The sequence below is a fragment of the Chromobacterium sp. Rain0013 genome, from assembly GCF_015291765.1.
In the GTDB taxonomy this organism is placed as follows: Bacteria; Pseudomonadota; Gammaproteobacteria; order Burkholderiales; family Chromobacteriaceae; genus Chromobacterium; species Chromobacterium haemolyticum.
In genome coordinates this window covers 2,058,551-2,080,999 of record NZ_CP031514.1, presented here as the reverse complement: position 1 = coordinate 2,080,999, position 22,449 = coordinate 2,058,551, and the positions used below count along the sequence as shown (strand labels likewise).

Below are 22,449 nucleotides of genomic sequence, written 5' to 3'. Positions count from 1 at the left end.
TGTTTTTGTAATCTCCATCCTTCGCCGCGAAAACCAATGGGTCAGCATCCGTCCCACCCCGCCAAGCCACTGCGCTACGGCTTTCTGCTCTTGCCCCATGCCTCGATGGCTGACTACGCCATCGCCTCCGAGGTTCTGCTGCACGCCAATTGGCTGGCGGAGAAAAAGCTCTACGAAACCCTGCTGCTCTCCCTGGATGGACAAGCTGTGCCGCTCTCCAACGGCACGCGGTTAGCTGTGGACCTGCCCCTGGACGGCGCCCCCAAGCTGGACTGCCTGCTGATCCTGGCGGACGACATCAATCCGGACTTCAGCCTGGACTCCCTGAGCAAAGGGCTTACCGCCTGCGGCCCGGATAAAATCCAACTGGGCGGCATAGGCTGCGGCAGCTACTGGCTGGCCCGCACCGGGCACTTCAATGGCCTGCGTGCCACCACGCACTGGCGCGAGATCAGCCGTTTCACGGAAGAGTTTCCGGACGTCATCACCTCGTCCAATCTGTTTGAGATCGACGGCAAACGCCTCAGTTGCGCGGGCGGGGCTGCCACCTTCGACTTCATGCTGACCCTGGTCGGCAATCAGCACGGCCACGAGTTTGTCGCTCAACTATCGGAATTATTCAGCATGGAACGCATCCGTCCCGGCAATGAGCGCCAACGCATTCCACTGGCCACTCGCATCGGCGGCAGTCAGCCAAAGCTGACCGAGGCGGTCAGCCTGATGGAGGCGAATATAGAAGAGCCGCTCAGCACAGACGACATCGCTTACTATGTTGGCGTCTCCCGCCGCCAGCTGGAGCGCCTGTTCAAGCAATACCTGAGCACGGTGCCGTCCAAATACTATCTGGAACTGCGATTGAGTCGAGCGCGCCAATTGCTGCAGCAAACCAGCAAATCCATCGTACAGATCGGCCTTGCCTGCGGCTTCTCCAGCGGCCCCCACTTCTCCAGCACCTACCGCAATCATTTCGGCATCACCCCGCGCGAGGAACGCTCGCACCGCACTCAAACCGCGGTCCCTGCCTCCAAAAACTAGGCCACTCAGACGCCCGCCCCGCAGCCATCCGGCGACGGCACAGAAGAACGCTCCGGCTCGCCCTGTCGCGACAGCGGCAGCTCGATCCGAAAGCAAGCGCCGCTGGCAGGAATGTTCTCCGCCGAGATCAAGCCGCCATACTGCTCCACAATCGTCTGGCAGATCGACAAACCAAGCCCCATACCGTTCGGCTTGGTCGAAAAGAACGGGTGAAACAACACTTCCAACGAGTTCGGCGTGATGCCGCGCCCGGTATCGCGCACCTCAAGGATCGCCTTCTTGCCTTCACGCCGGGTATGCACGATCACATGGCGCTTCATCATCGGCTCGTCGCGCAATGCGTCCATCGCGTTCGATAGCAGGTTCAGCACCACCTGCTCCAACTGTATGCTATCGGCCAACACGGCAACGGGATAACCCGACAACAACTGCACTACCTCAATCCCGCGCTCCTTCAGGTCGTACTCGGCCAGGAACATGCAATTGCCAACCACCTGATTCAAGTCGATCAGCCGCGTCTCAATGGCCCTCTTGCTAACCAGGGCGCGCAGGCGCTTGATGATCTCCCCCGCCCTTTCCGCTTGCGCCACTGCCAGCCGCAACGCAGCGTTCACCTGGGCAGGCGCCTCCTCCACCCCTTCCAACAACTGGATGCTGGCCTGACAATAGTTGGCAATCGCCGTCAGCGGCTGGTTCAGCTCATGCGCGATGCCGGACGCCATTTCACCCATCGTATGCAGCCGGGCCACATGGGATAGTTTCTCCAGATGCTCCTTGACCTTGCTCTCGCTGGCCTCCAACGCCGCCACCGTTCGCTGCCGCAAGGGCCCCAGATCGCGCAAAGCGCACACAACGCCGATCAAACCGCCCCCCCGAGAAAACAGTGGCGACACTCCTCCTTCAACCGAACGAATCAGCCCTCTAGCCGACGTCAGTTGCATCCGCTCCGCCAACACCACCGGCTGGGCGGTCCGGAAACACTCCCGGATGGGGTCCTCCGCCAACTCCGCGGCCAACTCGGCCTGTAAATGGAACACCTCGTGACAAACCCGGCCAACCACCTCGTCCGCCGTCATTCCCATCAATTCCAAAGCCATCGGATTAGCCAGTTCGATAGCATGGTCCTGCCGCAGAATGATCACCCCATCATGAATCGCGCTCAGCGTAACGGATGCCCGTTCGCTTTGCAGGAAAATCGCCTCGTCCGATTGCTGACGCTCATGCCGTAAAGCCATGCGTTGCAAGTGAACCAAACCAGCGAACACGAAAAAAGCCAACAACAACGACTGCTGCCACAACCACGGCAACAGCGCCAAATCCGTTACCCTGACATCCCTGGCCACACTCAGCACAAAAGGCTGCGCCACGCTTGAAAGCGGGAGTCTAGCCTCCAAGCGACGCAACACCGGCCACCAGTCCCGCTCGGATGAAGTATGCAGACGTTGAAATAGCGGCGCCCTAGACGCAGCGCCCCCCTCCTGATACAAGGTCAAATCCAATCCGGGCAACAAGCTCTCCAAGGCCTGTGCCTGCAACAGGCGATCGCAAAATACAACCAAGCCCACCACGCCCACTACCTTGCCCGGCGCCTTATCTTTATCCTCGAATAAGGGCTGAAACAGGAAATAAGCCCGCCCTCCCCCCTCATGCAACTCGAAAGCCCCGCTGGCCACCCGTTGCCCGGTCTCCAAGGCCCTACTCAATGCCGGTCGGAAATAGGCATCGCCCCAAATATCGTAGCCAAACATTGGTCCGGCCTCCGGCCGATCAGGCTCCAGCATAGAAATCACCAATGACTGCGGACGCACAACTGCTGGTCGCCACACACGGCTTCCCGCCACATCAAAATCACGAATGTAAAAAGTTTCACCGAATTTGCCGCTCATCTGACGCAAAAAGAGCAAGCGTTCAGCCAAAGGCACGCTTTGAAAAAAAATAAAGGAATGCAGCTGCGGATAGTGAGGCAACAATTCGCGCGCAAAAGTAGACAGCTCGGATACCTCAAATGGTCGGCTAGCCGCCATCAGCGCATCGACAGAAGACAATACCGACTCATTCTGATCCAACTTGCGCGCCACCATCGCGTGCGCTCGCTGCGCCACTGACTCAAATTCATCCCTCAAACGCTGCAGCTCGCCCATCCCCCACAGCACCGTCACCAACAACGCGCAGAGGGCCCAGGCCAATACAAATAAATGCACGCCGTCCCGCCTGAAATTTCTCAAAATTCCCGCCTCGATTCCCTATCTTGATGCTGGAATTCTATTCATTACCAATAGGTTTTGCTGAGTAATTAGACGAATTCTCAGTAAAAATAAGTGAAAATACAGAGCGAAAAAGAACAATGGCTTAATAATCAAAGAGAAAGCCAAAGGGATGAAGAACAGGGACAGGAAGAAGAAGAGAAAATCAATCGCACCAGCCAAATGGCTGGCACCAATGCATAAAGCCCAGCTCGTCTGAGCTGGGCTTCGCAATCGGGCGTCTGGCGGTGTCCTACTTTCACATGGCGAATGCCACACTATCATCGGCGCTAAGGCGTTTCACGGTCCTGTTCGGGATGGGAAGGCGTGGGACCACCTCGCTATGGCCACCAGACATAAACTGGTACAAACTAGAAGAAGCCTAGGCTGATCTTTGATCAGCCCACATATATTCGGTATTCAATTGTGTCGCACACCCACATCTCGTCGCTCAGTCTCCCAAGCCACTCAAATGATAGGATCAAGCCTCACGAGCAATTAGTATCGGTTAGCTTAACGCCTCACAGCGCTTCCACACCCGACCTATCAACGTCCTGGTCTCGAACGACTCTTCAGGAGGGTCAAGCCCTCAGGGAAGTCTCATCTTCAGGCGAGTTTCCCGCTTAGATGCTTTCAGCGGTTATCTCTTCCGCACTTAGCTACCCGGCAATGCGACTGGCGTCACAACCGGTACACCAGAGGTGCGTCCACTCCGGTCCTCTCGTACTAGGAGCAGCCCCCGTCAAACTTCCAACGCCCACTGCAGATAGGGACCAAACTGTCTCACGACGTTTTGAACCCAGCTCACGTACCACTTTAAATGGCGAACAGCCATACCCTTGGGACCGGCTACAGCCCCAGGATGTGATGAGCCGACATCGAGGTGCCAAACACCGCCGTCGATGTGAACTCTTGGGCGGTATCAGCCTGTTATCCCCGGAGTACCTTTTATCCGTTGAGCGATGGCCCTTCCATTCAGAACCACCGGATCACTATGTCCTGCTTTCGCACCTGCTCGACTTGTCGGTCTCGCAGTTAAGCTACCTTTTGCCATTGCACTATCAGCACGATTTCCGACCGTACCTAGGTAACCTTCGAACTCCTCCGTTACACTTTGGGAGGAGACCGCCCCAGTCAAACTGCCTACCATGCACTGTCCCCAATCCGGATCACGGACCAAGGTTAGAACCTCAAACACACCAGGGTGGTATTTCAAGGACGGCTCCATGAGAACTAGCGTTCCCACTTCATAGCCTCCCACCTATCCTACACAAGTCTGTTCAAAGTCCAATGCAAAGCTACAGTAAAGGTTCACGGGGTCTTTCCGTCTAGCAGCGGGGAGATTGCATCTTCACAAACACTTCAACTTCGCTGAGTCTCAGGAGGAGACAGTGTGGCCATCGTTACGCCATTCGTGCGGGTCGGAACTTACCCGACAAGGAATTTCGCTACCTTAGGACCGTTATAGTTACGGCCGCCGTTTACTGGGGCTTCGATCAAGAGCTTGCACCCCATCACTTAACCTTCCAGCACCGGGCAGGCGTCACACCGTATACGTCCACTTTCGTGTTGGCACAGTGCTGTGTTTTTGTTAAACAGTCGCAGCCACCGATTCTCTGCGACCTCTCAAAGCTCCTCCCGCAGGGGATTCACTCTAAGAGGCATACCTTCTCCCGAAGTTACGGTATCAATTTGCCGAGTTCCTTCTCCTGAGTTCTCTCAAGCGCCTTAGAATTCTCATCCTGCCCACCTGTGTCGGTTTGCGGTACGGTTCTTATGCAGCTGAAGCTTAGTGGCTTTTCCTGGAAGCGTGGTATCAGTCACTTCAGGTCCGTAGACCCTCGTCATCACGTCTCGGCCTTAAGGGAAGGCGGATTTGCCTACCTCCCCAGCCTACCGGCTTAAACAGACTATTCCAACAGTCTGATGACCTAACCTTCTCCGTCCCCACATCGCACTGCATAAAAGTACGGGAATTTTAACCCGTTTCCCATCGACTACGCTTTTCAGCCTCGCCTTAGGGGCCGACTCACCCTACGCCGATGAACGTTGCGTAGGAAACCTTGGGCTTTCGGCGAGCGGGCTTTTCACCCGCTTTATCGCTACTCATGTCAGCATTCGCACTTCTGATATCTCCAGCATCCCTTACGAGACACCTTCTCAGACCTACAGAACGCTCCCCTACCATCTGCACTTACGTGCAAATCCGCAGCTTCGGTTATCAGTTTGAGCCCCGTTACATCTTCCGCGCAGGACGACTCGACCAGTGAGCTATTACGCTTTCTTTAAATGATGGCTGCTTCTAAGCCAACATCCTGGCTGTCTAGGCCTTCCCACTTCGTTTACCACTTAACTGATCATTTGGGACCTTAGCTGGCGGTCTGGGTTGTTTCCCTCTTGACGATGGACGTTAGCACCCACCGTCTGTCTCCCATGCTCGCACTTTCCGGTATTCAGAGTTTGCCATGGTTTGGTAAATCGCAATGACCCCCTAGCCATAACAGTGCTTTACCCCCGGAAGTGATACATGAGGCACTACCTAAATAGTTTTCGGGGAGAACCAGCTATCTCCGAGTTTGTTTAGCCTTTCACCCCTATCCACAGCTCATCCCCTAGTTTTGCAACACTAGTGGGTTCGGACCTCCAGTGCGTGTTACCGCACCTTCATCCTGGCCATGGATAGATCACTCGGTTTCGGGTCTACGCCCAGCAACTAAATCGCCCTATTCGGACTCGGTTTCCCTACGCCTCCCCTATTCGGTTAAGCTCGCTACTGAACGTAAGTCGCTGACCCATTATACAAAAGGTACGCAGTCACGGAACAAGTCCGCTCCCACTGTTTGTATGCATCCGGTTTCAGGTTCTATTTCACTCCCCTCCCGGGGTTCTTTTCGCCTTTCCCTCACGGTACTGGTTCACTATCGGTCGATCATGAGTATTTAGCCTTGGAGGATGGTCCCCCCATCTTCAGACAGGATTTCTCGTGTCCCGCCCTACTTATCGTACGCCTAGTCCTTGGAATGCGTTTTCGTGTACGGGGCTATCACCCACTATGGCAGTCCTTTCCATGAACCTTCCACTAACACAATCCATAACACGTACAGGCTCTTCCGCGTTCGCTCGCCACTACTAACGGAATCTCGGTTGATTTCTTTTCCTGCAGCTACTTAGATGTTTCAGTTCGCTGCGTTCGCCTCCTCGTGCCTATGTATTCAGCACGGGATCTCCTTGCGGAGGGGTTTCCCCATTCGGACATCGCGGGATCAAAGCTCTATTGCCAGCTCCCCCGCGCTTTTCGCAGGCTTACACGTCCTTCTTCGCCTATGATCGCCAAGGCATCCACCAGATGCACTTAGTCGCTTGACCCTATCATTTCAGTAACCTGGATCACTAAAACAACAAGTTGTGTTTGTGCGACGACTACACCGCCCCTTTTGATATGGCGACGTAGCCTAGATACAATCAAATACCCAAGATGACGATCCAGCCAATGAAGACTTAACTCCATCGTCTTTCTCGCCGTCTTTATATATTCGGCTTCTTCAGTTTGTTAAAGATCAGTGCGTTTAAACAACGCGATCACAGTACTCATTAAGCACTCTGATCGCGATACTCAAACTCGCGAATAACCGATAGGCTGTAAGTACTCGATCAACAACCTTCTCTAGAAAGGAGGTGATCCAGCCGCAGGTTCCCCTACGGCTACCTTGTTACGACTTCACCCCAGTCATGAATCCCACCGTGGTAAGCGGCCTCCTTACGGTTAGCCTACCCACTTCTGGTGAAACTCACTCCCATGGTGTGACGGGCGGTGTGTACAAGACCCGGGAACGTATTCACCGCAGCATGCTGATCTGCGATTACTAGCGATTCCGACTTCACGCACTCGAGTTGCAGAGTGCGATCCGGACTACGATCGGTTTTATGAGATTGGCTCCACCTCGCGGCTTCGCGACCCTCTGTACCGACCATTGTATGACGTGTGAAGCCCTGGTCATAAGGGCCATGAGGACTTGACGTCATCCCCACCTTCCTCCGGTTTGTCACCGGCAGTCCCATTAGAGTGCCCAACTTAATGATGGCAACTAATGGCAAGGGTTGCGCTCGTTGCGGGACTTAACCCAACATCTCACGACACGAGCTGACGACAGCCATGCAGCACCTGTGTTAACGCTCCCTTTCGGGCACCGCCACATCTCTGCAGCGTTCGTTACATGTCAAGACCAGGTAAGGTTTTTCGCGTTGCATCGAATTAATCCACATCATCCACCGCTTGTGCGGGTCCCCGTCAATTCCTTTGAGTTTTAACCTTGCGGCCGTACTCCCCAGGCGGTCAACTTCTCGCGTTAGCTTCGCTACCAAGGATTCAAACCCCCAACAGCTAGTTGACATCGTTTAGGGCGTGGACTACCAGGGTATCTAATCCTGTTTGCTCCCCACGCTTTCGTGCATGAGCGTCAGTGTCATCCCAGGGGGCTGCCTTCGCCATCGGTATTCCTCCGCATCTCTACGCATTTCACTGCTACACGCGGAATTCTACCCCCCTCTGACGCACTCTAGTCGTGCAGTCTCCAATGCCGTTCCCAGGTTAAGCCCGGGGCTTTCACATCAGACTTGCACAACCGCCTGCGCACGCTTTACGCCCAGTAATTCCGATTAACGCTTGCACCCTACGTATTACCGCGGCTGCTGGCACGTAGTTAGCCGGTGCTTATTCTTCCGGTACTCTCAGCCCCAGTAGGTATTAACCACTGGGATTTGCTCCCGGACAAAAGTCCTTTACAACCCGAAGGCCTTCTTCAGACACGCGGCATGGCTGGATCAGGCTTGCGCCCATTGTCCAAAATTCCCCACTGCTGCCTCCCGTAGGAGTCTGGGCCGTGTCTCAGTCCCAGTGTGGCGGATCATCCTCTCAGACCCGCTACTGATCGTTGCCTTGGTGAGCCTTTACCCCACCAACTAGCTAATCAGACATCGGCTGCTCGTATAACGTGAGGCCTTACGGTCCCCCACTTTCCCCCTCAGGGCGTATGCGGTATTAATCCGGCTTTCGCCGAGCTATCCCCCATTACACGGTACATTCCGATGCATTACTCACCCGTTCGCCACTCGTCAGCGGTGCAAGCACCCTGTTACCGTTCGACTTGCATGTGTAAAGCATGCCGCCAGCGTTCAATCTGAGCCAGGATCAAACTCTTCAGTTCAATTCCAAGCAAATTTTCTGGCACGCAAGATCAAAGAAACATCGAGACATTTCTCGTCTTGCAGTGCAAGTGTTTGGTCATCGACCGAGCACTTACACCTATCGGTTATTCGTTCTGTTAAAGATCGGTGCAGATCGCTGCGTTTCGTTTCCGTCGCTGCGTTGTCTGCTGAGGAGGCGAACTATACGTCACGCCCCTAAACCCGTCAACACCTTTTGCGACAAAAACCTCAACAACAACGCCCCATGCCGGGCAAACCCTTGATGCGGCAACGAATATCCATAAAGGGTATTTACCAACCCCCGCCCCATGTCCCGACTATCCATGAAAAACGGACCGGCGAAACGCCGGCCCGTCACACCCTAGATACTCCTATTTATATAGAAGCGCCTCCGAAAGATCAGTCCTCGCTACGGCGCTTACTGCTGCTCCGACGCACTGACGGCTTGCGTTGGCGCGGCGCAGGCGAAGCCCCCTCAACCGAAGGCTTGCGCTCAATAGCACCAGACTTATCCGCAGCAGCCTCAACCGCCGGCATCGACTCCGCAGGCACCGACTTGGATGCCACGGACCGTTTAACAACGGGTTTGGCTGTCGCGGGCGTTGCCCCTGCGACTTTCGGAGCAGTCAGGTTCGACACGGGCTTATTTTCAAGAGGCTTGCCCGCGGTGTTCGTTGCTGGCTTGTTCGTTGCTGGCTTGTTCGTTGCTGGCTTGTTCGTTGCTGGCTTGCTCGTTGCTGGCTTGCTTGCTACGGGCTGATTCACCACTGGCTTCGGCGCCGGCGATTGGACAGTCCCCCGGCTTCGTCCCTTGGGCGCAGCCGGCAATGCAGAAGGCTTCGCTTCCACGAGCTTGGACTCGGAGCCCCTACGCGGACCAGCTGGGCGCGCCCCAACACTACGTGCGGGAACCGGCCTAGGAACCTGCAGGTCCCCCTCCTTAACCAGAGCGAAGTCGACTTGGGCACTTTCCAGGTTAGCGCTCATCACCTTCACAGTCAGAGTATCGCCCAAGCGGTATTGCATGCCGCTTTTCTCCCCGACGATCGCCTGGACGTCCTTCTTGAAGTGGAAGTAGTCCTTGCCCAACTCCGAGATATGCACCAAACCCTCGACATACACATCATCCAACAACACGAATACGCCAAAGCTGGTCACCGCACAGATCTTGCCCTTGAAGATCTCACCCACCTTGTCTCGCATATAGTAGGTTTTCAGCCAGGACTCCACATCACGGCTGGCATCGTCCGCCCGGCGTTCGGTCATTGAACAATGCACGCCCAGTTGCGCCCACTTGCCAGGCTTGTATTTACCGCCTTTAAGCACAGCCTTGATCGAGCGATGCACCAACAGGTCCGGGTAGCGGCGAATCGGAGAAGTGAAATGAGCGTAGGCCTCGTAAGCCAGACCAAAGTGCCCGTTATTGTCCGGGGTATAAACCGCTTGCTGCATGGAGCGCAGCAACATGGTCTGCAGTACCGGCGCGTCGGGCCGTCCATGAATCTGCTCGGCCAATTTGGCATAGTCTTTAGCGGTGGGTTTTTCACCGCCGCCCAAGCTCAAGCCGACCAGGCGCAGATAGTTGCGCAGATTCTCCAGCTTCTCTTCAGTCGGCCCTTCATGCACCCGATACAAGGCTTTGTGCCCGTTCTTCTCCAGGAAATCAGCGGCACAAACGTTGGCCGCCAGCATGCACTCTTCAATCAGGCGGTGCGCGTCGTTGCGCACAACGGGCACGATGCGTTCGATCTTGCCCGCGTCGTTGAAGATCATCTGGGTTTCCACCGAGTCGAACTCGATCGCCCCGCGCTGACTGCGCGCCGCAAGCAACACCTTGAACAACGAGTACAAGGTCTGGATCTGCGGCAACACCGGGCTGTCGCTTCCCTTCTGAATCCACTCCCAAACCTGGTTGTAGGTCAACCTCGCCTTGGACAGCATCACCGCCGGATAGAACTGATAGCGCTTGACCACGCCCTTGGCGTTGATCTGCATATCGCAGACCATACACATCCGCTCCACATCCGGATTCAGCGAGCAGATCCCGTTGGACAGGGCTTCCGGCAGCATCGGAATGACGCGGCGCGGAAAATAGACCGAAGTGCCGCGGTTAAGCGCTTCCTGATCCAAAGCGTCGCCGGGCTCTACGTAAAAGCTGACGTCGGCAATCGCCACGATCAAACGGAAGCCCTTGCCCTGCTTCTCGGCATATACGGCATCATCAAAGTCGCGCGCGGTTTCGCCGTCTATCGTCACCAAGGGCAGATCACGCAGGTCGACTCGATCCTTGGTCCAATCTTTCTTGCGCACCTTTTTCGGTGTCGCCTTTGCTTGCGCCAGCGCTGCCTCAGGGAATTGATGAGGCAGATCGTGCTTGCGCAGCGCAATTTCGATTTCCATGCCTGGGTCGGCGTAGTTACCCAGCACTTCCACTACTTGGCCAACAGGCTGACGGTAGGCATCCGGGTATTGAAGGATTTCCACCATGACAACCTGGCCATCCTTGGCGCCCGCCTCTCCACCCGGCTCAATCAGAATATCGTGGTTGATGCGGCGGTCTTCCGCCGTCACCACCCACACGCCCCGGACGCGGTTGATGCGGCCGACCAACCGCGTCACCACATGATCCAACACCTCGACGATCTTGCCTTCCTGCCGGCCTCGACGATCAAGGCCGGACGGGCGGACCATCACCCGATCGCCATGCATCGCTTTTTTCATTTCCCGCTCTGGCAGGAAAATATCTCCGCCCTGGCCTTCGCTTTCATCCGGGATGGCAAAACCGTAGCCATCGCGGTGACCGGACACTTTGCACTTGATCAAGTCCAGCTTTTGAGCGACGCAGACTGCGCCTTTGCGATTGATGATGACTTCGCCGTCTCGCTCCATTGCCCGCAAGCGGCGTTCGAAATAAATAGATTCGGCTCGCGTAATCGACAACATGCGCGCCAATTCATCAGGAAATAGCGGCACCCCCTGCTCAGCCAAAATTTTTAAAACGAACTCTCGGCTCGGCAAGGGATTGGAATATTTAAGTTTTTCCCGTTCCAGGAAGGGGTCCTGTTCGCGGAGGGACAGGGTCTTTTGTTTTTTTTGTGTTCTAGCCATTGACACCCTCAAGAATATGTCTATAATTCGCATCTCGTTGCAGAGATGCAGCGAAATAATACAGCAAAGCGAAGCCCAGGTGGCGGAATTGGTAGACGCACTAGGTTCAGGTCCTAGCGCCCGCAAGGGTGTGGAAGTTCGAGTCTTCTCTTGGGCACCACTGATTTACTCTATTGTAATCGTGATGTTCGCTCTGTATAGTAACAATTTGGTTGGCCCAGGTGGCGGAATTGGTAGACGCACTAGGTTCAGGTCCTAGCGCCCGCAAGGGTGTGGAAGTTCGAGTCTTCTCTTGGGCACCAACAATTTAAATGACTCCGATGACGTTTATATCGTAGTCCAGCAGTAAAACAATATAAGTTTTATGCCCAGGTGGCGGAATTGGTAGACGCACTAGGTTCAGGTCCTAGCGCCCGCAAGGGTGTGGAAGTTCGAGTCTTCTCCTGGGCACCAATAAAGCCCCGTTGATCTATGATCAACGGGGCTTTTGCATTTCTCTTCTCAGCGCGAGGCCAACTCTTCCCCGGCTCGCGGATCCAGCGTGGCAAACATCAGGCTGGACAACATGGTCAAGGTGCCCATAATGGCGAAAGCCCAGGCAAAATCGACCACGGTCAAGACCGCATGTCCCTGCATTCCGCTCACTCCCTGCACGACAAAAGCCCCTGCCGTCACCCCGCAACCCGCAGCCAACTGCTGCGCCACCCCTGAAAGACTGGTGGCATGGCTCATGCGTCCCGACTCAACCTCGGCAAAAGAAATCGCGTTCAGGCTGGTGAACTGCAAAGAGCGGAGACAACCTCCCAATACGAAGACCAGCAGCATCCAAACATAACTCGGCGCCTCGTAGAACAAGGCGTACGCCGCGATGGAAAGGCCCGCCAGCATGCTATTAACCATCAATACCCTGCGGAAGCCGTAACGCCGCAGTATGCGCATCACCAGCGTCTTCATGAAAATGGCGCCCACCGCGGTAGAACAGGTCAACAAACCGGAGACAAAAGGATTGAGACCCAGGCCCAGTTGCAACATCAGCGGCAACAAGAAGGGCGTGGCGCCAATGCCGACTCGGAACACGAAGCCGCCCACCACGCCGGCATGAAAAGTGGGCAAGCGCAACAAGGACAAGTCCAGCAAGGGATGAGCCGCGCGACGATAATGCAGCAGATAAAGCCACAGCAAGCCGGCGCCAATCACCGCTAGCAGCGCCGACCATTGCACCGAGATCAAATGCTTGCCTTCGGAAGCCAGACCCAGCATCAACAAGGACAAACCAACTCCGCTCAAGGCAAAGCCCAACCAGTCCAGCGGCGGCACTTGTTCGTCCTTCAAGTCTTCGATGTGACGCTTGGCAAGCACCCAGCCCAGCACGCCAATAGGAATATTGATCAAGAATATCCAGCGCCAATGCAGATAGGTGCTGATGAAACCGCCCAAGGGCGGCCCGATGACCGGCCCCAGCAAAGCGGGAACCGTCAAATAACTGAGCGCCCGCACCAAATCCGCTTTCGCCGTGGTGCGCAAAATCACTAAACGCCCCACCGGCACCATCATTGCGCCGCCGATACCTTGCACAAAGCGCGCCAGCACAAAGCCGCCCAATGTATTGCCAAGCGCGCACAACACCGAACCCAATACAAAAACGGCGATGGCAGCGCGGAAAATACGCCGCGAGCCAAACCGGTCCGCCATCCAGCCGCTAATGGGGATAAACACGGCCAAGCTGACCAGATAAGACGTCAGCGCCAACTTCAAACCAATCGGCTCCACCAACAGGTCGCGCGCGATAGCCGGCAAAGAGGTGGAGATCACTGTGGCGTCCATGTTCTCCATGAACAAGGCGGTGGCCACGATCAACGGGGTCACCATGCCGGCGGCGAGCTTAAGCTGCATGACGATAAAATTTCAGGAAAGGAAACGCCAGTGTAGCACCGGCTGCCGCTGGGACAAGGAGACAGGGCGGCGCAAATGATGTCGAAACGTAAAGCGAAAGCCGGGGCCTCTCTCAAGCGACCGGGAGGCAAAACAGGCGTCGCCCTTCCCGCGCGCTCCGCTCTCCTTGTTCCAACAAGGCTATCACCCTCCACGCGTCCCTCGCCGTCACCGGATTAGGCCCCAAGCCTTGCGCGGCGCGAGCCACCTCACAGTAGAAATCGCGATAATCCCCCAAAGGCGATGGCCGGGGCTCCCGTATTTCTCCGTCGTCCCGCAGACGGAACAAGATGCCCGGCTCAAGGTCCACGCCCCAGCCCGCTTCGCCAGGGCGGCCGCCACGCTTCAAATAGTCTTCCTGGCTATCCAGGCCGAACTTGACGTAACTGGCGAGCGCGCCGTGCAAACTAAAGCGCGGAACGCCGCCGCTGACCAAGCAGGAACCGTGCAGCACCGCCTGATACTCCGCATAGCCCAGCTGTACGTGAAAGTAGTCCGTCGCCTGCGCCCCTGCCCTTTGTTTGAACAAGCTTGCATAAATCGTCTGCGGCCAGCCCAGCAACTGCAAGGCTTGATCGAGCAAGTGCGGTCCCAGGTCGTACCACAGCCCTGCTCCCGGTTGGTCCTGCTCGCGCCAACGCGCGCGGACCTGCGGCCGATAACGGTTGAAATGGGACTCGAAATGGCTGAGCGCCCCCAACTCACCGCCAGCCAACAAGGCCTTGAGCGCCAGAAAATCAGCATCCCAACGTCGATTGTGAAACACCGATAACAGCGGGCTGCCCGGCCGCTCAGCCATCAAGCACAGCTCCCGCGCCTCCGCCTGCGTCACTGTGAACGGCTTGTCCACCACCACGTGCTTACCTGCCATCAAACCCGAGCGCGCCTGCGGATAATGCAATCGGTTGGGGCTGGCGATAACAAGCATATCGATGGCGGGGTCAAGCAAGGCCTGCTCTAAACCGGCCAGCACCGGCACCTGCGGCCAATCCGCCCTCACCCCGTCCGGCCGGCTGCTGACCACGGCGGCCAGCTTCAGCTCGGGCGTGGCGGAGATCAAGGGCGCGTGAAAAGTCTTGCCTGCATAGCCGTAGCCCACCAAGGCGACATTCAATGGCTGCATGTGTTTTGCTTTCGGAAACCAGAATCCAAACAGTCTACGCCCGCCGCGAGCATGAAAAAACCCGCCTGGCAGGCGGGTTTCCGGCGATGAGCCAAATCGGACTTACAGACCGAAGGGATGACGCATCACGATGGTTTCTTCACGGTCAGGACCAGTGGAGATGATGTCCACCGGCGCGCCGCACACTTCGGCGATACGGGTCAGGTAAGCCTGGGCATTGGCCGGCAGATCTTCCCAGCGCTTGGCGCCGAAGGTGCTTTCGCTCCAGCCGGGCATGGTTTCATATACCGGCACGCACTTGCTGACCGCGTCGGAGCCAAACGGCAGGATATCCACCTTTTCACCGTCCAGGGTGTAACCCACGCACAGTTTGATCTCTTCCAGACCATCCATCACATCCAGCTTAGTCACGCACAAGCCGGACACACCGTTGATCTGGATAGAACGCTTGAGCGCGGCGGCGTCGAACCAGCCACAGCGGCGCGGGCGGCCGGTGACCGAACCGAATTCATTGCCGCGTTTGGCCAGGAACATGCCGATATCGTTCTCTTGCTCGGTCGGGAACGGACCAGAACCCACGCGGGTGGTGTAGCCCTTCACGATGCCCAGCACATAGTTGAGCATTTGCGGAGCCACGCCGGCGCCCGGCGCTGCGGCACCGGCCACGCAGTTGGACGAGGTCACGTACGGATAGGTGCCGTGGTCGATGTCCAGCAGGGTGCCTTGCGCGCCTTCGAACAGCAGCGGGATGTCCGCCTGGTTCATGTCGTACAGGGTGCGGGATACATCGGCCACCATCGGCTTGATGCGCTCGGCCAGTTTCAAGGTGTCGGCCAGGATGGCGTCGAAGCTCACCGGCTCAGCCTGGAACAGCTTGGTCAGCATGAAGTTGTAGTATTCGACGTTTTCCTTCAACTTCTCGGCAAAGCGGGCGGTGTCGAACAGGTCGATCACCTTCAAGGCGCGGCGCGCCACCTTGTCTTCATAGCAGGGGCCGATGCCGCGGCCGGTGGTGCCGATCTTGCCGGCGCCCTTGGCGGCTTCGCGAGCCTGATCCAAAGCGACGTGGTACGGCAGGATCAGCGGGCAGCCTTCGGAAATTTTCAGGCGAGCGGCGACGTTAACGCCGGCGGTTTCCAGCTCGTCGATCTCCTTGAGCAAGGCTTCCGGGGACAACACCACGCCATTGCCGATAAAGCACTCGACATCATCACGCAGAATGCCGGACGGAATCAGGCGCAGCACAGTTTTCTTGCCGCCCACCACCAGAGTGTGGCCCGCGTTGTGGCCGCCTTGGAAGCGAACCACGGCACGCGCGTGGTCGGTCAGCCAGTCAACGATCTTGCCCTTGCCTTCATCACCCCACTGGGTACCGATCACGACAACGTTCTTGGACATTGGAAAAAACCTCTTCTTCAGTCAGATTCAAAAATCAGTTAAATGAAACCACATGCCAATCCGAGCCGTCCGGGGTCAGCTCGCGATCACAATTCAAAGCCTGGGCGGACTCGCCCAGATAATCAATCACCACCATCTCGCCCGCCTCGCGCAGGCGAGCCACTTCGGCCCGCGCCTGGGGCCAGTGCTTGCCGGCCAGGCGAATCCCCCTGACCGAGCCTTGCTCGGGCAGGATGCGGATCAAGTCGCGCAAATCCAGACTGAAGCCAGTCGCTGGTCGGGCGCGGCCAAAACGGCGGCCAACATTATCGTAGCGCCCGCCACGCGCCAGCTCCTCGGCCCAGCCCTCAGCATAGGCTGCGAACAGCAGACCGTTGTGATACTGAGTGCCGCGCAATTCGGTCAGGTCGAAACTCAGGGCCACCCGGCCCTCCAGCGCCTTGGCTACCGCGGACAGCTGCATCAAGCCAAGTTCCACCTCGGGCAAGGACGGTAGACGGGAGCGCGCCCGGTCCAGCTCTTCGATCGGACCATACAATTCCGGCAAGGCCAGAAAAGCGCTGCGGTACGGTTCGGCGACATCACAGACCAACTCGCGAATGCTGGCTAAGTCCTTGCTCCGCAGCTTGGCGAACAGCGCCCGGCTGGTCTCCCCCGACAAACCGGCGGCGGCGGCAATGCCGCGATAAATCGCCATATGCCCGATGTCCAGCCGCAGGCCGGACACGCCGGCGCGCTCCAAGGTGCCCAGCATCAATTCGATGATTTCCAGGTCAGCCTCGATGCCGGCGTAGCCGTACAACTCCGCCCCCACTTGCAGCGGCTCGCGGGAGCTGGCCAGGCCGTCCGGCCGGGTATGCACCACGCTGCCGGCGTAGCACAGCCGAGTGACGCCGGTGCGCTCGCCAAGCAGATGCGCATCAATGCGCGACACTTGGGGCGTGATGTCGGCGCGCAAGCCCATTTGCCGGCCGGACAACTGATCGTCCAGCTTGAAGGTTTTGAGCTCGAGCGAAGCGTCTTCCTCGCTGACCAGTGAATCGATGTACTCGATCAGCGGCGGCAGCACCAACTCATAGCCCGCCACGCGAAAGCCTTCCAGCATCGCCGCCTTGGCGGACTCCACCTGGCGCGCGGTGGCGGGCAGAATATCCGCGATGTATTCCGGTAACAGCCAATTACGCATGATTCTTTTCAACAGAATAAAAGGCGGGAAGCCCCCGCCTTGTTATCAGCAAACTGGCCAGGTCGCCCCGGCCAGTGTTCCATACTCCGATTGTTTTGCGCGGCGTCTTTCGCCAGCCTTGACCGTTTACTTGGCCTTGGCCGCTCCAGACTGCGGGTTCTTGAAATACTTGAAGAACTCGCTGCTCGGCTCCAGCACCAAGACGTCGCTCTTGTTCTTGAACGACTCCTTGTAGGCGTCCATGCTGCGCCAGAAGGCGTAGAAGTCCGGGTTCCTGCCGTAAGCCTCGGCGTAGATCGCCGCCGCCTTGGCATCGCCCTTGCCCTTCAAGTCCTGAGCCTGGCGATACGCTTCGGCCAGAACCACTTCGCGCTGCTTATCCGCTTCAGCCCGGATACGCTCTGCGTCCGCGGCGCCCTCGCTGCGCAACTGGCTGGCTACGGTGCGGCGCTCGGACTGCATGCGATCGAAAACCGAACTGCTTATTTTATCCGGAAAATCGACTCGTTTTAAGCGCACGTCGAGAATTTGTACGCCTATTTTACGCGCATCCGCGTCAGCGCGCTTGCGAACCGTATCCATCACCTGGTCGCGCTTGCCGGAAATGACGTCGGCAACCATCTTTTGGCCGAATTCCGCGCGCAGGCCGTCATTGATGGTCTGTTTCAAACGCGCCACAGCGGCCGCCTCGGAGCCCACGCTCTTATAGAACTGCTCAACGTCCACCACGCGCCATTTGACGAAACTGTCCACCAACACGTTCTTTTTCTCGCGGGTATTGAACAATTCCGGCGCCTCGGCGTCGATGGTCTGCACGCGGCGGTCGAAATAACGCACGTTCTGCAACAGCGGCACCTTGAACTGGATGCCCGGCTCCTTGATGATGCGCACCACTTCGCCAAACTGGAAAACCAACGCGTACTGGCGCTGATCCACGGTGAACAGCGACAGGCTGGCAACAAATAGCACACCGGCTATGGCAACTACAGTCGGAATCAGTCTATCCATTGCTTATCGCTCCGCCCCAAAAAAATCACGACCGCGGGTCACGTCCCGCCCCCCTTTGCCACTGCCGGCCTGAGCGGCCGGCGGCGTAGGCTCCGGCGGCTGTGGTGCCGTGCCGGCGGCGGGGGCCGCGGCGCCGGAGGCTCCCGGACTGCTTTGCTGAATCAGTTTGTCCAAGGGCAAGTACAACAGATTATTGCCGCCCTTCTGATCCACCACCACCTTGGTGGTGCTGCTCATGATCTGCTGCATCATGTCCAGATACAGGCGATCGCGCATGACTTTGGGCGCCTTGTTGTATTCAGACAACACTTGCTTGAAGCGCGATGCGTCGCCTTCCGCGCGGGAGACCACTTTCTGCTCGTAGGCCTCGGCCTCCTGCTGCAGACGCGCGGCCAGGCCCTGGGCCTTGGGCAGCACCTCGTTGGCGTAAGCCAAGCCTTCGTTGCGCAGCTTGTCCTTGTCCTGACCCGCCTTCACCGCGTCGTCGAAGGCCGCCAACACTTGCTCGGGCGGCTGCACCGCATTGATGTTGACTTTGGCGATGCGCACGCCCAGAGAGTAGCGATCCAGCACTTCCTGAATCAACTTCTGAGTTTCCACCGCGATCTGGGTTCGCCCTTCGTTCAGCACGAAATCGACCTTGTTGCGTCCCACCACTTCACGGATCGCGGTTTCGGTCGCTTGCTTGACGATGTCCTTCGCGTCGCGCTCGCGCGAGGCGTTGTTGAACAGGAAGGCGCGCGCGTCCTTGATGTCGTATTGCACCGACAGTTGGACATCGATGATGTTCTGGTCCGAGGTCAGCATCAGCGACTCTTCCGCAACCCGCGTTTGGGCGGTATTGCGGTAGCCGACTTCCACGCTGCGCACTTCGGTCAGGTTAACGATCTCCACCTTTTCAATCGGGAACGGCGCGTGCCATTGCAGCCCCGGCTCTGTTACCCGGTTGAAGCTGCCCAGACGCAGCACCACGCCTTGCTCGCGCGCGTCCACCACGTAGAAACCGCTGGCCAGCCACAGCGCGGCCAATACACCGACCACGGCGACAGCGCCGCCTTTGAACGGCGGCTTGGCGCTGGACGCCGGGCCTCCGCCGGCGCCGCTGCCCTTGGCGCCCAGCAGCCTCGACAGCTTCTGATTTAGGTTGCGGAATACTTCATCGAGGTCCGGCGGCCCTTCATTGCCTCGGCGGCCTCGGTTAGGGTCATTCTGCGACATGCTCGTAATAGTCTTTATGGTTGTTTTGGGAAGGATGCACGCATTCGGCAACCGCCGCGCGCAAGAGTTCCAGGCCGGCGCCGGTCAGGGCCGAAACCCGCACAGAAACCGGACGGCCCGTCGCGTCGCGCTCAATCTCCGGCTCCATTTCGCGCAGATCGCACTTGTTCCAGACCAGCAGTTGCGGAATGCCGTCCGCGCCGATCTCCGTCAACACTTTGTTGACTTCCTCGATCTGCACATCGCGCATATCGCTGGAACAATCCACCACATGCAACAAGAGGTCCGCACGCACGGTTTCTTCCAGGGTCGCGCGGAACGCGGCCACCAGAGTGTGGGGCAGATCGCGGATAAAGCCCACCGTATCGGAAATCACGATGGATGTCTCGTGGTTAAGAAACAGCTTGCGGCTGGTGGTGTCCAGCGTAGCGAACAGCTGGTCCGCGGCATAGATGCGCGCCTTGGTCAGCGCATTGAACAAGGTGGACTTGCCGGCGTTGGTGTAGCCGACGATGGACACCGAAGCAATGCCGGCTCGTCCGCGTCCTTTGCGCTGAGTATTGCGTTGTTTTTGCACTTGGGCCAGACGCTCTTTCAGCGCCTTGACGCGGATGCCCAGCAGCCGACGGTCGGTTTCAAGCTGGGTTTCGCCGGGGCCGCGCAGACCGATGCCGCCCTTTTGCCGCTCCAAGTGGGTCCAGCCGCGCACCAGGCGGGTAGACATATGGGACAGCTGGGCCAATTCGACTTGCAGCTTGCCCTCATGGCTGCGCGCGCGCTGCGCGAAAATATCCAGAATCAGACTGTTGCGGTCGATGACGCGACACTGCAGCGCCCGCTCCAGATTGCGCTCCTGACCAGGCGCCAAGGCATGGTTGAATATCACTACATTGGCATCAGTGGCGCGCACCAGCAGGCCGATTTCCTCAACCTTGCCCTTGCCCGCGAACAACGCGGCGTCCGGGCGCTGCCGCTTGCCCTGCACCACGCCCATCACCTCGACGCCGGCGCTCTTGACCAGCTCGGCGCACTCGGCGATGTTTTCCTGGTAATCGGCATCTCCAAAATCCAGGCAGACCAGAACCGCCTGGTCGCCTAAGTCGGGACGATCAAACACTATTCGGAAACCATAGTTGGGGCGCAAAAGATAAAAGGCCGACAAGCCGCGCCTGATTGGCGCGGCCGATCGGCCCGGTTACAAGCACAGCAACGCTTTAGGCGTCTTGCTGCTCCTGCTTTTGCACCGGGTGTTCATGGGGAAGATTGACCGGACGGGCGGGCACGACGGTGGAAATGGCGTGTTTGTACACCATCTGGGTCACCGTGTTTTTCAACAGCACCACGTACTGGTCAAAGGATTCTACCTGACCCTGAAGTTTAATGCCGTTCACCAGGTAGATGGACACCGGCACATGTTCCTTACGCAGGATGTTCAGGAACGGGTCTTGTAACATTTGCCCTTTAGAGCTCATTCGTTATTCTCCGAATCGTTGATTGTTGTATTAACTGAACCTTACAGCCCGGTTGTCTGCTTATTATTAGCAGAAAACATCCCGGCGTACTATTTTTTACTGCTGCTGCCCTTGCCGTTCTTGCCGTAACGCACTTCTTTTTCGCGTCCGCGCATTTTGGACATCGGCTTGGGCTTGGCTCGGGACTTCTCCTTGCCGTCGTCGGTGTCGAACGGATTTTCCGAAGACTTGTACTGCACGCGCAACGGCGTGCCCTGCAGCTTGAACACTTTCCGGAAAGTATGTTCCAGATAGCGGGTATAACTGTTCGGCACCGCATCCAGCGCATTGCCGTGCACAACAATAATGGGCGGATTCTGCCCCCCCTGGTGCGCATAGCGCATCTTCGGGCGAATCAGGCCTGAGCGCGGAGGCTGCTGACGTTCCAGCGCCACTTGTAGCACTCGGGTCAGCTTGGGCGTGGCCAGTTTGGCCATGGCCGCCTTGTAGGCCTCGTCGATGGACTTGAACAAGTCTGCCACGCCGCGGCCTTCAATGGCGGAGATGTAATGGAACTTTGCAAAATCCAGGAAGTTCAGTTTGCGCGCGATCTCGCGGCGCACTGTTTCCTTTTGCTCCCCGTCCAGGTTGTCCCATTTGTTCACCGCCACCACCAGTGCCCGGCCCGCTTCCAACGCAAAACCGGCGATGGTGGCATCCTGCTCGGAAATATCCAGTTGGGCATCCAGCACCAGCACCGCCACGTTGGCGTCTTCGATCGCCTTCATGGTCTTGATCACCGAGAACTTCTCCAGCATCTCGCTGACCTTGGCCCGACGACGCACGCCGGCGGTGTCAATGATGGTGTAGGTATGGCCATCTCGCTCAAAATCAATATATATGCTGTCGCGAGTGGTGCCCGCCTGGTCAAAGGCGATGACGCGCTCTTCGCCCAAGATGGCGTTGACCAGGGTGGACTTGCCGACATTGGGCCGGCCGATCACCGCGAATTTGGGGTGGCGCGAGGCTTCTTCTTCCACTTCTTCGGGGAAGTCCGCCAGCACCAATTCCATCAATTCGCGCACGCCGTCGCCATGAGCGGCGGAGATCACCAACGGCTCGCCCAGCGCGAGCTCGTGGAATTCCGCGCCGGCGATGGCGTGACGCATCCCTTCCGCCTTGTTGACGGCGAGGAAGACCGGGCGCTGCAACTGGCGCAAACGGTTGGCGATGATTTTATCTTGCGGCGTCAGGCCGTTTCGACCATCCACCAGGAACACCACGGCATCGGCTTCGTCCACGGCCTGCAGCGTCTGCTTGGCCATCTCAAACAAGATGCCTTCGTCCACCACCGGCTCGAAGCCGCCGGTATCGACCACCAGATACGGCTTCTCGCCCACGCGGCCATGGCCATAGTGGCGATCGCGCGTCAGGCCGGGCTGGTCGGCGACCAGGGCGTCGCGGCTGCGGGTCAGCCGGTTGAATAAGGTCGACTTGCCCACATTGGGGCGGCCGACCAGAGCTACGGTAGGTTTCATGAAT

At 57.7% G+C, this 22,449-nt stretch carries 13 protein-coding genes, 3 tRNA genes and 3 rRNA genes; 5 read left to right on the top strand and 14 right to left on the bottom strand.

The window, feature by feature from the left end:
• Positions 1 to 36: 36 nt before the first annotated feature.
• Complete coding sequence (locus DXT74_RS09775; protein WP_194427844.1) at positions 37 to 1,035, top strand: GlxA family transcriptional regulator; 999 nt, start codon at positions 37 to 39, stop codon at positions 1,033 to 1,035.
• A 5-nt stretch (positions 1,036 to 1,040) separates the two neighbouring features.
• Here the strand turns inward: DXT74_RS09775 and DXT74_RS09770 are convergent, their stop codons facing one another.
• On the bottom strand, positions 1,041 to 3,236 hold the full coding sequence (locus tag DXT74_RS09770; RefSeq protein ID WP_162788097.1) for an ATP-binding protein: 2,196 nt from the start codon (positions 3,234 to 3,236) through the stop codon (positions 1,041 to 1,043).
• 117 nt (positions 3,237 to 3,353) lie between these two features.
• On the opposite strand from DXT74_RS09770, the gene DXT74_RS23020 reads away from it, so the two are divergent.
• Positions 3,354 to 3,482, top strand: coding sequence for a hypothetical protein (locus DXT74_RS23020; RefSeq protein WP_255524798.1), 129 nt, complete (start codon positions 3,354 to 3,356; stop codon positions 3,480 to 3,482).
• A 36-nt stretch (positions 3,483 to 3,518) separates the two neighbouring features.
• Here the strand turns inward: DXT74_RS23020 and rrf are convergent.
• The 4 genes from rrf to rnr all read right to left on the bottom strand — a co-directional run bounded on the left by rrf (position 3,519) and on the right by rnr (position 11,591).
• A 5S ribosomal RNA gene (rrf, locus tag DXT74_RS09765) occupies positions 3,519 to 3,633 on the bottom strand.
• Between the two features lie 122 nt (positions 3,634 to 3,755).
• Positions 3,756 to 6,644, bottom strand: a 23S ribosomal RNA gene (locus DXT74_RS09760).
• Between the two features lie 302 nt (positions 6,645 to 6,946).
• Positions 6,947 to 8,482: ribosomal RNA gene (locus DXT74_RS09755) — 16S ribosomal RNA — on the bottom strand.
• The 16S, 23S and 5S rRNA genes sit together here, the layout of an rRNA operon.
• A 400-nt stretch (positions 8,483 to 8,882) precedes the next feature.
• A complete protein-coding gene (gene rnr / locus DXT74_RS09750; protein ID WP_194427843.1) occupies positions 8,883 to 11,591 on the bottom strand; it encodes a ribonuclease R in 2,709 nt (902 codons plus the stop codon).
• A gap of 73 nt (positions 11,592 to 11,664) precedes the next feature.
• Between rnr and DXT74_RS09745 the strand changes: the two genes are divergently transcribed.
• The 3 genes from DXT74_RS09745 (at position 11,665) to DXT74_RS09735 (ending at position 12,044) form a co-directional block, all read left to right on the top strand.
• Positions 11,665 to 11,751, top strand: a tRNA-Leu gene (locus DXT74_RS09745).
• Positions 11,752 to 11,806: 55 nt separating this feature from the next.
• Positions 11,807 to 11,893, top strand: a tRNA-Leu gene (locus DXT74_RS09740).
• Positions 11,894 to 11,957: 64 nt separating this feature from the next.
• Positions 11,958 to 12,044, top strand: a tRNA-Leu gene (locus DXT74_RS09735).
• 48 nt (positions 12,045 to 12,092) lie between these two features.
• Here the strand turns inward: DXT74_RS09735 and DXT74_RS09730 are convergent.
• The 9 genes from DXT74_RS09730 to der form a co-directional block, all read right to left on the bottom strand.
• Complete coding sequence (locus DXT74_RS09730) at positions 12,093 to 13,484, bottom strand: MFS transporter (RefSeq protein WP_231138308.1); 1,392 nt, start codon at positions 13,482 to 13,484, stop codon at positions 12,093 to 12,095.
• 112 nt (positions 13,485 to 13,596) lie between these two features.
• Positions 13,597 to 14,646, bottom strand: coding sequence for an oxidoreductase (locus tag DXT74_RS09725; RefSeq protein WP_194427842.1), 1,050 nt, complete (start codon positions 14,644 to 14,646; stop codon positions 13,597 to 13,599).
• Positions 14,647 to 14,748: 102 nt separating this feature from the next.
• On the bottom strand, positions 14,749 to 16,044 hold the full coding sequence (locus DXT74_RS09720) for an adenylosuccinate synthase (RefSeq protein WP_019104360.1): 1,296 nt from the start codon (positions 16,042 to 16,044) through the stop codon (positions 14,749 to 14,751).
• A 34-nt stretch (positions 16,045 to 16,078) separates the two neighbouring features.
• Positions 16,079 to 17,230, bottom strand: a complete 1,152-nt coding sequence (locus tag DXT74_RS09715; RefSeq protein ID WP_194427841.1) for an ATP phosphoribosyltransferase regulatory subunit — start codon at positions 17,228 to 17,230, stop codon at positions 16,079 to 16,081.
• Positions 17,231 to 17,356: 126 nt separating this feature from the next.
• The gene (gene hflC / locus DXT74_RS09710) at positions 17,357 to 18,238 is read right to left on the bottom strand and encodes a protease modulator HflC (protein WP_039756762.1); all 882 of its coding nucleotides are present in this window, start codon (positions 18,236 to 18,238) and stop codon (positions 17,357 to 17,359) included.
• 3 nt (positions 18,239 to 18,241) lie between these two features.
• Positions 18,242 to 19,456, bottom strand: a complete 1,215-nt coding sequence (gene hflK, locus DXT74_RS09705; protein WP_052370755.1) for an FtsH protease activity modulator HflK — start codon at positions 19,454 to 19,456, stop codon at positions 18,242 to 18,244.
• A complete protein-coding gene (gene hflX, locus DXT74_RS09700; protein WP_043640549.1) occupies positions 19,443 to 20,573 on the bottom strand; it encodes a ribosome rescue GTPase HflX in 1,131 nt (376 codons plus the stop codon). Before hflX ends, hflK begins: the two co-directional genes overlap by 14 nt.
• A gap of 97 nt (positions 20,574 to 20,670) precedes the next feature.
• Positions 20,671 to 20,928: an RNA chaperone Hfq gene (gene hfq, locus DXT74_RS09695; RefSeq protein ID WP_039756760.1), complete on the bottom strand. Its 258-nt coding sequence runs from the start codon at positions 20,926 to 20,928 to the stop codon at positions 20,671 to 20,673.
• An 89-nt stretch (positions 20,929 to 21,017) separates the two neighbouring features.
• The gene (gene der, locus DXT74_RS09690) at positions 21,018 to 22,445 is read right to left on the bottom strand and encodes a ribosome biogenesis GTPase Der (RefSeq protein ID WP_019104354.1); all 1,428 of its coding nucleotides are present in this window, start codon (positions 22,443 to 22,445) and stop codon (positions 21,018 to 21,020) included.
• Positions 22,446 to 22,449 lie beyond the last annotated feature (4 nt).